Source organism: Methylobacterium sp. V23, from assembly GCF_002917135.1.
GTDB lineage: Bacteria > Pseudomonadota > Alphaproteobacteria > Rhizobiales > Beijerinckiaceae > Methylobacterium.
Genome location: NZ_PDHT01000016.1, coordinates 61075 through 75984, shown reverse-complemented (window position 1 = coordinate 75984; position 14910 = coordinate 61075). Strand labels below are relative to the sequence as shown.

Sequence of the window (14910 nt, the reverse complement as noted above, 5' to 3'; positions counted from 1 at the left end):
GGCCGAACCGCGCCCGCGAGTCCCGCGGTCGGGCCCAACCCGGGCCCTGTGGACGGTTGACAGGCGGAGTTCCTTCGCCAACACCCCCCGCCCAGTCGCGGCTTTTCCCGCACGCCCTCCGCCGCCATCGTCCCTGACCCGGCCGCCCCGCGCGCGATGGCGACGAATAAGGATCCCTGACCCATGTCGGTGACGCGCTCCTATCTCGACTTCGAGAAGCCGGTGGCCGAGCTCGAATCCAAGCTGGAGGAGCTGAAGACCATGGCCGCCCGCGACGGTGCGGTCTCGATCAGCGAGGAGGTCGGCCGCCTGGAGGCCAAGGCCGCCTCCGCCCTCTCGGACATCTATGCCGGGCTGACCCCGTGGCAGAAGACCCAGGTCGCCCGCCATCCGCAGCGGCCGCACTTCATCGATTACTGCGCCGGCCTGATCACGGATTTCAGCCCGCTCGCCGGGGACCGCGCCTTCGGTGAGGACCAGGCGATTGTGGGCGGCTTCGGACGCTTTCGCGGCCGTCCGGTCTGCGTGCTGGGCCAGGAGAAGGGCTCCACCACGGAGACTCGCCTGCGGCACAATTTCGGCATGGCCAAGCCCGAGGGCTACCGCAAGGCCGTGCGCCTGATGGAGCTCGCCGATCGCTTCGGCCTGCCCGTGCTGGCCTTCGTCGACACCGCCGGCGCCTTCCCGGGCATCGAGGCGGAGGAGCGCGGCCAGGCCGAGGCCATCGCCCGCTCGACGGAGGCCTGCCTCGCCCTCGGCGTGCCGAATGTCGCGGTGGTCATCGGCGAGGGCGGCTCGGGCGGCGCCATCGCGCTCGCCACCGCCAACCGGGTGCTCATGCTGGAGCATGCGATCTACGGCGTGATCTCGCCGGAGGGCGCGGCCTCGATCCTGTGGCGCGACCAGGGTCGCGCGTCGGACGCCGCCACCGCCATGAAGATCACCGCCCAGGACCTGCTGCGCCTGGGCATCATCGACGGCATCGTGCCCGAAGCGACGGGCGGGGCCCATCGCGGACGCGAGGCCGCGATCGAGGCAACGGGGGCCGCCATCGAAGCCGCCCTGGTGGAGTTCCAGGGGCTCGGCCCGGACGAGATCCGGGATCGGCGCGCGGCGAAGTTCATGGAGATCGGTCGGAAGCTCTAAGATCGCGACACTCCGCCGCAGATCGCGGCGGGAACCAACGGGCCCGTCGGCTTGCCAGCCGCTGCCAAGGTTTCGCCACATCGACGCGCGGCGAAGCGCTGGCGAAAAACCTGCGAAATCAATCCGTTTCCTTCCCGCCCGCCCGACGCGGCGTCAAATGCGGCGAGATCGCGTCGACGGGCCGGTGATGTCCGCAATCCACATCCCGCCCAGGCCGCCGCGGCCGTCTCCTTGCGGTAACAACCGGGTAAGTTTAACGACGCTAAGGGGTTGGGGAGTGGCATGCCACGGGCGTGAGCCCGGGGCTGCGTGACTGAGGATAGGTTCCCCATGGCTATGCGCCCGCTCGTGGCCGCCGGTTTCGCTCTGCTCGCCCTGTCGCTCGGCGCCTGCCAGGACGGTTCGACGGGCGGTGGCGTTCCGCTGCGGGCCCTGGCCCCGGTGCCGCCGAAGACCCTCGCGCTGATGGCCCAGAAGGGCATGTCGCAGAGCGATCCCATCCTGATCCGCGCCTACAAGCGGGAAGCGGAGATGGAGGTGTGGAAGCGCGGCACTAACGGCCAGTACGCCCTGCTCAAGACCTTCCCGATCTGCCGCTGGTCGGGCCAGCTCGGCCCGAAGACCAAGCAGGGCGACCGTCAGGCGCCCGAGGGCTTCTACACCGTGACGCCGGGTCAGATGAACCCGAACTCGTCCTACTATCTCTCGTTCGACACCGGCTATCCGAACGCCTACGACCGGGCGAACGGGCGCACCGGCAACTACATCATGGTGCACGGCACCTGCTCGTCGTCGGGCTGCTTTGCCATGACCGACGAGTCGATGGGCGAGATCTACGCCCTGGCGCGCGATTCCTTTGCCGGCGGCCAGCGCGCATTCCAATTTCAGTCGTATCCGTTCCGGATGACGGCGACCAACATCGCCAAGTTCCGCAACGACCCCAACGCGCCGTTCTGGAAGAACCTCAAGGAAGGCTCCGACTACTTCGAGGCCCTGCGCGAAGAGCCGCGGGTCGGCCTGTGCGGAACGAAGTACGTCTTCGGCGGCGCCGACGCGGCGGCCGGCTCCTGCACCCCCAAGGTCGAGCCCCAGGTGGCGGAGAAGCGTGAGCGCGACAACCGCGAGATCGCCGACCTGATCGCCAAGGGCGCGCCCGCGACCCGGCTGGTCTACGACGACGGCAGCCAGAACCCGGTGTTCCGCGGTCCGCAGACGCCCGCCAGCACTCTGACCTTCGCGAGCCTCGGCAAATCCAACCCCGAGCCCGAGCTGCCATACGATCCCAAGGAATATGCCCAGCACAAGCTCGGCGACGTCAGCCGCCCCGAGAGCCTGGCCGCCGGCGAGCGCGAGATCGAGGTCGACGCCAAGGGCCGTCCGGTGATGATGGCCGCGGCCGCTCCGATCCCCACCAAGGCCGCCGCCGCGAACCTCGCCCGGAAGGGCGCCGCGCCGTCAGCCAGGCCCGAGCCCGTGGTGGCCGAGCCGGCCAAGCCCGCCCGCGTGATGGTGGCCGACGCCGAGGGCGATCCGGCCGCCTACAAGACGCTGATGGGCAACCTGTTCAGCAACGGCGCCCCCGCGACCCCGGCCGCCGACGCCGCCACCGTCCCGGCCGTGGCTGCGGCCGAGCCGGAGCCCGTCGCGGCCAAGCCTGCGGCCAAGTCCGCGCCCGCGAAGGCGGCTCACGCTGCCCTCGCCCCGGCCAAGGGCGGCAAGCCGGACGAGGACAAGGCGGCGAAGCCGGCCCACAAGACCGCCTCGGCGGCCATGACCGCGTCGGCGAAGACCACCGCCTCGCCGAAGACCATCGCCTCGCCGAAGACCACCGGCTCCACCACGCCCAAGAATTGAGGCGCGAAATCGTCCTGAGCCGAGTTGCCCCGGTTCAGCGCGTGCCGAGGAGCATGGCGCCGAAGCCGAGGAAGATCCCGCCGGTGATCCGGTTGAAGGCCCGCCGCAGCGCCGGACGGGTCAGGGATGCGGCGAGCCGGCGGCCGCCGAGGGCGTAGACCCCGTACCAGAACAGCTCCGCCGCCGCGAAGGTGACGACCAGGATCGCGAATTGCGGGGCCTGCGGCCGCGTCGGCTCGACGAATTGCGGCAGGAACGCGCTGGCGAACAGCAGGAGCTTGGGGTTGCTCAGGCCGATCAGCAGCCCGTCGCGGTAGAGACGACCCAGCCCGACCGGCGCCGGGATCCCCGCGGGGCCGGGGATCTCCAGCGCTCCGTCCTGCCCGCGCCAGGCCCGGACGCCGAGCACGACGAGGTAGGCGACTCCGGCATAGCGCAGGCCATCGAACAGGACCGGCGAAGCCAGGAGGACGGCGCTCAGTCCCGCGGCGGAGGCCACCAGTACGAGGACCACGGCGCTGAGGCATCCGGCCATGGCGGCGAGGCTGCGGCGCCAGCCGACGCGGACGCTGCGCGCCAGGATGTGCAGCATGTTCGGCCCCGGCGTGCCGGACAGGAGGAAGACGGCGCTGAAGAACAGCCACCAGGTCTGGAAGGTCACGGCCGGTCTCCCGATCGAGGGCGCGCGCCCCGGGCGCGATACCGGCAATCTCCTAGCAAACGGCGCCCGGGTCGGCGCCCGGCCGGGACGCGGGGCAGCCCGGCGCCCAACGAAAAAGGGCCCCGTGAGGGACCCTTCTCCAGATCGGTCAGATCGAGCGACCGATCACATGCGGTGCATCATCCGGCGCTCCATGCGACGGTGCATCATGCGGCGCTCCATGTGACGGCGCATCATGCGGCGCTCCATGCGACGGTGCATCATGCGACGCTCCATCCGGCGCTCCATGCGCATCTGAACGGTGGACACCGTCTCGGGGGCGGTCACGCCCATCGGGGTGCCCGGCGCGGCCGAGGCGGAGGTGGCGAGGCTGGCACCGCCGAGCGAGGCGAGCACGGCGAAAGCAAGGGTCAGTTTCCTCACGTGTAGACTCCCATTCTCTTTTGGCCGAGCGCGGCACCCGGTTGGTTCTCTCGCGCCCGAGGCCGAGAAATTTGTGTCGCGCACCGGAGTGAGCGGCAGGCCCCGTTCCGACCTGCCGCTGACAACACCTGAGTCAGAGATTCGTTTCCTCGAAAGCGCGCACCCACTCAGCACAAATTCCGGAGCGGACGATATCGTCGAGGGTAAATTCTACCACCGGGATCGGCATCATCCGACTTTTGATCAGGTGGATCACCGTGCGAAGGCCCGACGTCTCGCGTAAGTCCGTCTGGGAGACGTCGCCGTTGATGATCACCTGGCAATCGTCGCCGATGCGGGTGAGGAACATCTTGATCTCGGCGGTAGTGGTGTTCTGCGCCTCGTCGAGGATCACGAGGCAGTTCTTGAAGGTGCGCCCACGCATGACCTCGAAGGGCACCACCTCGATGTCGCCGGTCTTCACCGCGATCTCGAAGGCGGCCTCGCCCATGCGCTCCTTCATGGTCTCGGTCAGGGGCGCAACCCAGGGGGCGATCTTCTCTTCCAGCGTTCCGGGGAAGAAGCCGAGGGAGCGGCCGGAGGGCACGTTCGGCCGGGTGATGATCACCTTGGCGATACGGCGCTGGCGGAGTTGATCGGCGGCGCGGGTCCCGGCGATGAAGGTCTTGCCGGTGCCGGCGGGGCCGAGAACGATAACCTGTTTGTGAAGGGCAAGGGCGTCGAGGTACTGCGCCTGCCGGTCGGTGAGGGGCTGGATCGGACTGAGATTGCGTTCTTCGTCGAAGCGGGTCTTGTGCAGCCGGACCGGACGGTCCTCAACGAGTTCAAGTCGTGCGCGGCGTCTCTTCATCGATCAACACTCCAACCGGACTTGCCAACCTGGATTTAATCTGAGCCTGACTTGCTGAACTTGCTTCGCATCACTTGTGACTGATCCCGTTTCGGCGATCCTTTCGACCTCGCCCGCTTCACAGCCAATCCGGAGACCGCCCTCAAGTTCCGGGCGGGTCCCTCAAGGCTGTGGATTCCCGATACGGCCCCGATGACCGCAGGACGTTGCGTTGCACGCACCATGCCGCGCCGGGCGCGACAGGGGCGTGACAACAACTATTCTTGAAAATGATGTAAAAAGTCTGCGCCGATGCTGCACTGCGGGGGAAAGGCGGCCGCAATTGCCGATTGCCCCGGGCTGTGTCGTGGAAGACGCAGTCCGCATCCGTGCGTCGCTCTCCGCAGCTATGGCGTCCCGCGTATCAGGCCGCCTGAATGAAGCTGTCGAGGACCATCTTCCGGCCGGCCTTGTCGAAATCAACGGTCAGCTTGTTGCCGTCCACACCCGCCACGGTGCCGGGGCCGAACTTGGTGTGGAACACCCGCATGTCGACGCTGAAGGCGGAGGGTGCGCCCGTCGACTTGGCGATGAGTTCGCCCTCGATCTGGCGCGGGCCGCCCCGGCTGGCCGGCGAGCGGTTGCCGACCCCGTAGCCGTTGGCGTTTCCGGACTGCGCCGTGTTGGCCTGGGCCCGCTGCCAGCCCGGCGTGCCGTAGGACGAGCCGAAGGGCGTCGGGTTCCGATCGAAGCGCGAGGCCCCGGCCGAGAAGTGGGCGGGCGCATCGATCACGTCGACGCTGTCCTCGGGCAATTCGTCGATGAAGCGGCTCGGCACCGTGGAGGACCACAGGCCGTGAATGCGCCGGTTGACGGCGAAGGACAGCTTGGCGCGCTTGCGGGCCCGGGTCAGGCCGACATGGGCGAGGCGGCGCTCCTCCTCCAGCCCGGCCCGGCCGCTCTCGTCGAGCGCCCGCTGGTTCGGAAACAGGCCATCCTCCCAGCCCGGCAGGAAGACGGTGTCGAATTCCAGGCCCTTGGCGGCGTGGAGGGTCATCAGCGAGACCCGGTCGGCGCCCTCCTGCTCGCTGGCCTCCATGACCAGCGAGACGTGCTCGAGGAAGGCGGCGAGGTCCGGGAACTCCTCCATGGAGCGGACGAATTCCTTGAGGTTCTCCAAGCGCCCGGCCGCATCGGCCGACTTCTCCTTCTGCCACATCTCGGTGTAGCCGGATTCCTCCAGGATGGTCTGGGCCACCTCCGAATGCGGCTGCGTCCCCACCAGCCGGGACCATCGTGAAAAGCTCTCGACCAGGGCGCGGACGCCGGACCGGGCGCGGGGCTTCAGCTCGTCGGTCTCCACGACGAGGCGGGCCGCCTGAAGCAGCGGCACCCGCTCGGCCCGCGCATAGGCGTGCAGCGCCTGCAGGGTGGCGTCGCCGAGGCCCCGCTTGGGCGTGTTGAAGATCCGCTCGAAGGCGAGGTCGTCGGAGGGGTTGGCCGTGACGCGCAGATAGGCGAGTGCGTCGCGGATCTCGGCCCGCTCGTAGAAGCGCGGTCCGCCGATGACCCGGTAGGGCAGGCCGAGCTGGACGAAGCGGTCCTCGATCTCACGCATCTGGGCCGAGATGCGCACCAGCACGGCGATCTCCGAGAGGGCATGCTGCTTGGCCTGGAGACTCTCGATGGCCTCCGCCACCTGGCGGGCCTCCTCCTCCGAATCCCAGGCGCCCGACACCGTCACCTTCTCGCCGGCGACGTCCTCGGTGCGCAGGGTCTTGCCGAGGCGGCCCTCGTTCTTGGCGATCAGGCCCGAGGCGGCGCTGAGGATGTGGCCGGTGGAGCGGTAGTTGCGCTCGAGGCGGACCACGACGGCGCCGGGAAAGTCGTGCTCGAAGCGCAGGATGTTGTCGACCTCGGCGCCGCGCCAGCCGTAGATCGACTGGTCGTCGTCGCCCACGCAGGCGACGTTGCGGTGGCCCTGCGCCAGCAGGCGCAGCCAGAGGTACTGGGCGACGTTGGTGTCCTGGTACTCGTCCACGAGGATGTAGCGGAAGCGTTGCTGGTAGTTCTCCAGCACGTCCGGGTTCTCGCGCCAGAGCTTCAGGCAGAGCAGCAGCAGGTCGCCGAAATCGGCGGCATTGAGGGTCAGGAGCCGGGCCTGATAGGCGGCATAGAGCGTGCCGCCCTTGCCGAAGGCGAAGGCCTGGGCCTCGCCGGGCGGCACCTGCTCGGGCAGCAGGCCTCGGTTCTTCCAGCCGTCGATGGCCGAGGACAGGGCCCGCGCCGGCCAGCGCTTCTCGTCGATGTTCTGGTCGACGATGACCTGCTTCATCAGCCGAAGCTGGTCGTCCATGCCGAGGATCGTGAAGTCGGAGCGCAGGCCCACCAGCTCCGCGTGCCGGCGCAGGATCTTGGTGCCGATGGCGTGGAAGGTGCCGAGCCAGGGCATGCCCTCGCCGGCCGGCCCGATGAGCCCGCCGATGCGGTGCTTCATCTCGCGCGCGGCCTTGTTGGTGAAGGTCACCGAGAGGATGTCGAAGGGCCGCGCCTTGCCGGTGGCGATCAGGTGGGCGATTCGCGTCGTCAGCACCCGGGTCTTGCCGGTGCCGGCCCCGGCCAGCACGAGCACCGGCCCGTCCGTCGCCTCGACGGCGCGGCGCTGCTCGGCGTTCAGCCCTTCGAGGTAGGGACTGCCCTGCGGCCGCAGGGAGGCCATGGCACGGGCGGCGATGGAGGTCGGGGCGGCGTCGGAGGCGGTGGGGCCGGCCGCGTCGGAGTGCTGGGTCATGCCGCATCCCTGGACCAAAACGCGAACGGCGTCGAGGGTGATGCCCGTGTTGGCGGCGCGTCGACGAGGGCGCGCCCCTGGATTTCGGCCTGACACCGACGCAGCGCCGCAGGAGCCTGAGATTTGGGAACTCGCCTTTCCAACGATGCGTCGTCTTACCAGATCAGATCTCATTCCGTCATCGCCAAGGACGCCGCCATGCGTAGCTCCCCCGCCCTTCTCGCCGGCCTCGCCGTTCTCGCAGCCAGCCCGGCCCTCGCCCAGGTCTCGTCGCGGGGCGTCGACAGCCTGAATGCCACCAACGAGCGCCTATCCAACCGCAGCGAACTCCGGGGCATCGAGCAGCGCCAGCAATTCGACACCAACCAGTCGCGCCTGCAGATCCAGCGCAGCGACCTGTTCCGGCCGAGCGCGCCCCCTGCCCCGATCGTCGTTCCCGGCCGTCGCTGAGCCGCAGCGCCGGAGGCGGCGCGGGCCCTGGCGCGCTCCGGCCCTGCCTGTGCTATGTCCGCCGGCGAAGCGGGACCCGGTCCGGATGACGAGGCGGAACAGAGACGGTGCGTGACATCCTGACCGCGCTGGCGGGCGCCGTCATCCTGCTCCTCGTCGCGGCGCTCGCCGTCCCGCCCTTCGTGGCCTGGGAGGGCTATCGCGGCACGATCGACCGGACGATCGCGCGCTCCCTCGGGGTCGCCGCTCAGACCGAGGGCCGTATCGGCGTCCGGCTCCTGCCCTCGCCGCGCCTCAAGCTCGATCGCCTGCGGCTGGGATCCGGGGCTGGCGCCGCGCAGAAGTCCACCCTCGGCCAGCCCCAGCTCGACCTGCAGTGGATCAAGGCCGAGATCGCCCTGGCGCCGCTGCTGAAGGGCGAGATCCGCTTCACCGAGACGCGGGTCGGCCGGGCGGAGGTCAAGCTCCCCGTGACCGATGGCGAGGCGATGCTGCTGCCCGCGCGCGGGCTCTCGGCGGCCCTGCGGCGCGACCTCGCCATCGAGGATCTGTCGATTCGGCAATTCGTGCTGACGACCCAGGTGCCCGCGACCGGCCGGACGGAGCAGTTCTACGCCGAGGCGCTGCAGGTCTCGGCGCCGGCCCTCGTCGGGCCCTGGCGGGCCGAAGGCATCAGCCGGGGCGTTCCCTTCCGGGTCTCGACCGGCGAGCTCGGACCCGACGGCGTCAGCGTGAAGATCGCGGGCGGCGGCGACACGCAGCCCCGCTTCGAGGCCGATGCCCGCATCGGCCTCGCCCCCGCCGGCACGGGAACGGGCGGCCGGCGCCTGGCCTCGGCGGTGGCCGAAGGCAGCGCCCGGATCGTCGTCGGGCCGCCGGTCCAGGCGGCGGGCGCCTACCTGCCCTTCTCGCTCGCGGGCAAGTTCAAGGGGCGCGGCCTGACGGCCCGATTCACCGACGTCGCCCTGGAGATCGATCCCGGCGGCCAAGCCCTGCGCCTGGGCGGCACGGGTCAGCTCGACCTGAAGCAATGGCGTGGTGCCCTGGCGCTCTCCGCCCGTCGCCTCGACCTCGACGCCTTCCTGACCTCGGCGGCCGGGCAGGCGCTGATCGCCCGCGGCGTGCCGAGCACCGGCAGCCGCAACGGCCTCGGACTGCCGATCATGGTCGATCTCGATCTCGCGGTGGAGAGCCTGGCCCTCGGCCTCGACGAATGGACGGGCCTCGCCGCCAGCGGCACCCTCGACCGCACCGGTGGCGTGGTGCTGCGCCGGCTCGACGTCACCGCGCCGGGCGCAGCGGTCCTGGGCGCCAGCGGGGAGATCGACACCGAGTCCGGCCTGCGCTTCACCGGGCACCTGTCCCTCGACACGCCGGCCTCCGATGGGTTCGGCCGCTACCTGCGGCGCCTCGGGCTCGAAGGCCCTGCCGTGGCGGTGATGGACGGCCGTCCGGTGCAGGGGACGACGGACCTCTCGGTCGCCGCCGGCACGGTGTCCCTGCGCACTCTGCGCCTCGGGCTCGGCGAGGCTCGCATCACCGGCAATGCCCGCTACATCGCGGCCGAGGGCACGGAGCGGGGGCGCTTCGACGCGCAGCTCGCCGCGCAGGGCCTCGACATCGCCGCCCTGCCGGTGCTGGGCAGCACCCTCGCCGACCTGCGGGGCCACGATGTCGGGATCACGCTCCAGGCCCGGGACGTGCGCTACGGGCCTGCCGGCGCGCATGGGGGCAACGGCACCATCGCGGCGAGCATCCAGTCGGACGGCCCGAGCCTCGTGGTCGACAGCCTCGACATCACCGACCTGGCCGGCGCCAATGCCAAGCTCTCGGGCCGGATCAGTCCGGACGGCACGGGTCGGATCGCCGGGCAGGTCTCGGCGGCGGTGGCCGCTCCCCTGTTCGCGCTCCTCGACCGAGTCTGGGTGACGGAGGCCCGCCAGGTCCCGGCCTTCCTGCGGAACGGGGCCCTCGACCTCGCGGTCAACATCGAGCGCGATGCGGGCGCGGCCGACACGCTGAGGGTCGGGGCGAAGGGCAACGCGGCGGGCGGCACCCTCGACCTCGACCTTCTGAGCCGGGCCGGCCGCATCGACACCCTCGACCTCACCATCGCGACGGCGAACGCGGCCTCCTGGTTCGGGCGCACCGACGTCCCGGCCCTGCGCCGGCCCGGTCGCCTGCGCATCGCCGCCGTGCCCGCCCCGTCCGATGACCCCGCGTCTCCCGGAGGCCTCGCCCTGCGCCTAAGCGGGACGGTCGCCGACATCGCGATCGCGACGGTCCAGCCGCTCCGCCTCGACGCCGCCGAGACCTTGCCGCGAGGCGGTGAGCTTCAGCTCGCCCTGCCCGATCTCGCGCCACTCCTCACCCTGGCGGGCAGCGCCGTACCGGTCCCCGGGCCGCTCCCGGCCGATCTCGGCCTGCGCCTGTCGCGCGCCGGCCCGGACTTGCGCCTGGGGGTCGTCGGTCGAATCGCCGGCCAGCCCGTCTCGGCCGACCTCACCCGCACGGCCGAGGGCGCGATCGGCGGCAGCGCGTCCCTGACCCGCCTGTCCCTGCCGATGCTGGCCAGCGCCACCATCCTGCCGACCGAAGCCCCGCGCGGGCCGGGGCAGAGCCCCGCGAGCGCGCGGTTCGCGCCGGTGCCGGCGGGCCGGCCACCCGTCTCCCTCGGCCTCCGGGTCGACAGCCTCGAGCTCGGGCGTGGGCTTACCGCCACCGGCGCGACCCTCGGTGTCACCCTCGACGGCGAGACCCTGACCCTGCGTGACCTCGACGCGACCCTCGCCGGCGGACGCATCGCGGGACGCGTGACCTCGACACGTCAGGGTGGTGCCGCCGCGCTCTCCGGCGAAGGTCAGATCACCGACGCGACGATCCCCGGACTGATCGGCCCGGGGTCGGTGGAAGGTCGTGTCACCGCCCAGCTCCGCTTCGGCAGTTCGGGTGAGAGCCTGACCGGGTTGATGAACAACCTCGGCGGCAGCGGCACCCTCACGCTCACCGACGTCAGCCTCCCGGGGGCCGATCCGGCCGGTCTGGATCGGGCGCTGACACGGGCCCTGGCCGAGGACGACCCCCTGCGAGAGGGCCGCCTTCAGGCCCTCGTGGCCGAGGAACTCGGCGCAGGTTCGCTCACCGTGAAGGGATCGGTCTCCAGCCCTGCGAGCCTCGTCGGCGGCACCCTGCGCGCCGGCCCGCTGACCTTGGCCCTCGGATCCGCCCGCTGGATCGGGACGCTCGGCGTCGACCTGCGGGACGCACGCATCGATGCGCGCGGGTCTCTCGTCGCGAGCCAGTCGCCCAAGGGCTGGAGCGGGGCGAACCCGTCGATCCAGCTCGGCTTCAGCGGTCCGATTCGAAATCCCGAACGCAGCATCGACGCCGGACCTGTAACGAACGGGCTCGCCGCCCTGGTGCTTCAGCGCGAGCTCGAGAAAATCGAGCTGTTCGAGGCCGACCAGAGCGAGCGCCAGCGGCGCCGCGCCCGCATCGAGATGGACAAGGCCCGCATCCTCGCCATCAAGGCCGCAGCGGACAAGCTGGCGGCCTCCGAGGAAGCCGCCCGCCAAGCGCGTCTGCGGGCGCAGCAGGCGGCCGACGAGGCCGCACGCGAAGTGCAGGCGCGCGAGGCCGAGGCGGCACGCCGCCAGGCCCCGGAGGCGAATGCTCCGCAACCCGAGGCGGCCCCTCGGCCTTGAGCGAGAGCCCTCAGGCCCTGCCGACGGCCTGCAGGGCGAAGGCCTGGATCAGGCCGACCTCCTCCAGGCGATCGAAGCGCCCAGCGGCGCCGCCATGCCCCGCCTCCATGTTGATGCGCAGGAGGATCGGCCCCCCCCCCGTCATGGTCGCCCGCAGGCGCGCGACCCACTTCGCCGGCTCCCAGTAGGTCACGCGCGGGTCGGTCAGGCCACCAAGCGCCAGGATCGCGGGGTAAGCCTTGGCCGCCACGTTGTCGTAGGGCGAGTAGGCCAGGATGGTCTCGAAGGCCGCGAGGCTCTCGCGCGGGTTTCCCCATTCCGGCCATTCGGGGGGCGTCAGGGGCAGTTCACCATCCAGCATGGTGTTCAGCACGTCGACGAAGGGCACGTCGGCGACGATGCCGGCAAACAGCTCGGGAGCGAGGTTGGCGACCGCACCCATCAGCATGCCGCCGGCCGAGCCGCCATGCGCCACGATGCGGCCCTGGGCGGTGTAGTTGGCCTCGATCAGAGCGCGGGCACAGGCAACGAAATCCGAGAAGGTGTTGGGCTTCTTCTCGCGCTTGCCATCGAGGTACCAGCGCCAGCCCTTCTCGGTCCCCCCCCGCACGTGGGCGATGGCGTAGACGAAGCCGCGGTCCACCAGGGACAGCAGGTTGGTGCGGAAGGCCGCCGGCATCAGCGTCCCGTACGAGCCGTAGCCGTAAAGGAGCAGCGGGGCGGTGCCGTCGAGCGGGCAGTCGCGCCGGTGCAGCAGCGAAATCGGCACGGTCTCGCCGTCCGGTGCGGTGGCGAACAGGCGCCGGGTGACGTAGTCCGCAGGATTGTGGCCACTTGGAACGGCTTGCCGCTTGCGCAACTGCCGGGCCCGGGTGACGCAATCGTAGTCGTAGGTCTCCGCGGGCGTCGTCATCGACGAGTAGGTGAAGCGGATCACCGCCGTCTCGAACTCATGCCCCGGCTGCAGGCCGAGGGAGTAAGCCTCCTCGGCGAAGGCCACCACGTGCTCGTTGCCCTTGGTGTCGCGCACGACGATGCGCGGGCGGGCATTCTCGATCTCGAGGCGCACGAGATGGTCGGCGATCACGTGCTGGTGACGGATCATGACGCCCGGGCGGTGGGCAATGACGTCGGCCCAGTTCTGGCGACCGGGAGCCTCCACCCGGGCGGTGACGATCTTGAAGTCCTCGGCCCCGTCGGCATTCGTGAGGATGAAGAGGTGGTTGGCCCAGTTCTCGACCGAGTAGATCAGCAGCGGCTCGCGCGGCTGCACCACGGTGAGCGTGCCCTCCGCCGTCCGACGATCGAGCAGATGAACCTCGGACGTCTCGTGGTCGCTGGCCGTTACCGTGAGGTAGTCGCCCGACTGCGTCTCCTCGATATGGACGAAGAAGCCGGAATCGGCCTCCTCGTAGACGAGGGTATCAGCGTCCTGCGTGGTCCCGAGGCGATGGCGCATGACCCGCGCGGGCCGGTGGTTGTCGTCCACGGCGACGTAGAAGAAGGCTAGGGAATCGGCGGTCCAGACCACCTCACCGGTGGTCGCTTCGACGCGGTCCGACAGCTCGGAGCCTGAATCAAGGTCGCGCACTCGAATGCTGTGCAGTTCCGAGCCCTTGGTGTCGGCACTCCAGGCGAGCAACCGGTGGTCGTCGGAATGGACGGCCGCGGCGATCTCGAAGAAGGCCAGCCCCTCCCCCTCGCGGTCACCATCGATGAGGATGGCCTCCCCCTCTTCCGGCCCCCCGTCGGCCGCCGTCTCGGCGCCCTGGCCGGGGATCACCACGACGGTGCGCGGACGCCGGCACACCAACGGATGCTGTCCACCCTCGCGATGGCGGGTGTAATAAGCATAGGGGCCGTCGGGTTCGGGCACGCTGCTGTCGTCCTCCCGAATCCGCGCGCGCATCTCGGCAACGAGTGTCTTGCGCAGAGCGGCAGTGCTCGCGAGCGCAGCGTCCGAATAGGCGTTCTCGCTTGCCAGATGTTCCCGGATATCAACAGGTAAGGCCGCGGGATCCTTGAGGACATCCCGCCAATTGTCGGCTTTCAGCCAAGCATAGTCGTCGCGGATCATGCGACCATGGACTTCGTAGGTGTGCGGGCGCACGTCCGCGACCGGAGCGGTGGCCGAAACCGAAATGCTTGTTGACTGGGAAGCCATTGCGAAAAATCCTGACGCAGGGTCGAGACACGGAGACGCGTCGCTCCACGTTGTCGTGCCATGTGGCGCGGACGTGGGCAGCAAGCAAGCGTGCGGGCCGCGGGGCGCTGAACCGACGAACGCGGCCGCGGCTGCGGCAATCTGTCCATGGGTTTCATGGGGCTGGTGCTCAGCCAGCTGGGATGAAGATCCCGAGAATTCGGCGCGGTTGAAATATTGTTCGCAACAGTTGCTTGACGTTATCGAACTGCGCATGCCCGTCTTGCGATGTCATCGAGAATAGCATATCAAGAAATCGTAGCAGGCGAAGTTGCTGCGCATTCTATAGCGCATGCAGGACACACGGTGACGCTGCGGGATCGCCCCACGGAACGAGCGAGCATCGGCGCGATGGCGGTCGAGTTGCTTGCGTACCTTATCCACTGCATCGCGTCAGGAGAGCCCTTCCGATTATGACCGACATCGAACACTCCGCGGATTATGTCGAGCTGACCGTCGACATCGTTTCGGCTTACGTGAGCAACAACCCGGTGCCTCCCGGCGAGTTGGCTCAATTGATCACGCGCATTCATAGGGCGCTGACCCAGATTGCCAGCGGGCAGCTCGAGGCCAAGGCGCCTGCAGCGTCGCTTCAGCCCGCAATCTCCGTGAAGAAGTCGGTGACGGCCGATCACATCATTTGCCTCGAAGACGGACGGACCTTCAAGTCGCTGAAGCGCCACCTGCGTGCCAAGTACGACATGAGCCCCGAGCAATACCGCGCCAAGTGGGGCCTGCCGCCCGACTACCCGATGGTTGCTCCGAACTACGCCAAGGCGCGCTCCGACCTGGCGAAGGCGATCGGCCTCGGACAAACCCGCAACGGAAACTACGACGAAGCGGCGTAAG

10 protein-coding genes are annotated in these 14910 nt (G+C 69.8%); 5 read left to right on the top strand and 5 right to left on the bottom strand.

Annotation, left to right across the window (positions count from 1 at the left end; translation table 11 throughout):
- Positions 1-183 precede the first annotated feature (183 nt).
- Both CRT23_RS16245 and CRT23_RS16240 read left to right on the top strand, forming a co-directional pair.
- Positions 184-1146, top strand: coding sequence for an acetyl-CoA carboxylase carboxyltransferase subunit alpha (locus CRT23_RS16245; protein WP_055945910.1), 963 nt, complete (start codon positions 184-186; stop codon positions 1144-1146).
- A gap of 330 nt (positions 1147-1476) precedes the next feature.
- Positions 1477-3000 (top strand): murein L,D-transpeptidase family protein, encoded by a 1524-nt coding sequence (locus CRT23_RS16240; protein ID WP_103710514.1) that lies wholly within the window; start codon positions 1477-1479, stop codon positions 2998-3000.
- Between the two features lie 34 nt (positions 3001-3034).
- On the opposite strand, the gene CRT23_RS16235 is transcribed toward CRT23_RS16240, so the two are convergent.
- The 4 genes from CRT23_RS16235 to CRT23_RS16220 all read right to left on the bottom strand — a co-directional run bounded on the left by CRT23_RS16235 (position 3035) and on the right by CRT23_RS16220 (position 7704).
- Positions 3035-3661, bottom strand: coding sequence for a LysE family translocator (locus tag CRT23_RS16235; RefSeq protein WP_103710513.1), 627 nt, complete (start codon positions 3659-3661; stop codon positions 3035-3037).
- A 165-nt stretch (positions 3662-3826) separates the two neighbouring features.
- A complete protein-coding gene (locus CRT23_RS16230) occupies positions 3827-4084 on the bottom strand; it encodes a hypothetical protein (protein WP_055945918.1) in 258 nt (85 codons plus the stop codon).
- Positions 4085-4217: 133 nt separating this feature from the next.
- Entirely contained in the window at positions 4218-4934 is a 717-nt protein-coding gene (locus CRT23_RS16225; RefSeq protein ID WP_055945921.1) for a PhoH family protein, read from the bottom strand.
- A 403-nt stretch (positions 4935-5337) separates the two neighbouring features.
- Positions 5338-7704 (bottom strand): UvrD-helicase domain-containing protein, encoded by a 2367-nt coding sequence (locus CRT23_RS16220; RefSeq protein WP_055945923.1) that lies wholly within the window; start codon positions 7702-7704, stop codon positions 5338-5340.
- Between the two features lie 198 nt (positions 7705-7902).
- Between CRT23_RS16220 and CRT23_RS16215 the strand changes: the two genes are divergently transcribed.
- Positions 7903-8154 carry a hypothetical protein gene (locus tag CRT23_RS16215; RefSeq protein ID WP_055945926.1) on the top strand — a complete coding sequence of 84 codons (252 nt, stop codon included), beginning with the start codon at positions 7903-7905 and terminating at the stop codon, positions 8152-8154.
- A 107-nt stretch (positions 8155-8261) separates the two neighbouring features.
- Positions 8262-11858, top strand: a complete 3597-nt coding sequence (locus tag CRT23_RS16210; RefSeq protein ID WP_103710512.1) for an AsmA family protein — start codon at positions 8262-8264, stop codon at positions 11856-11858.
- Between the two features lie 10 nt (positions 11859-11868).
- Here the strand turns inward: CRT23_RS16210 and CRT23_RS16205 are convergent, their stop codons facing one another.
- A complete protein-coding gene (locus CRT23_RS16205; RefSeq protein ID WP_103710511.1) occupies positions 11869-14022 on the bottom strand; it encodes a S9 family peptidase in 2154 nt (717 codons plus the stop codon).
- 452 nt (positions 14023-14474) lie between these two features.
- Between CRT23_RS16205 and CRT23_RS16200 the strand changes: the two genes are divergently transcribed.
- A complete protein-coding gene (locus tag CRT23_RS16200) occupies positions 14475-14909 on the top strand; it encodes a MucR family transcriptional regulator (protein ID WP_103710510.1) in 435 nt (144 codons plus the stop codon).
- The last annotated feature ends 1 nt before the right edge of the window (position 14910 follow it).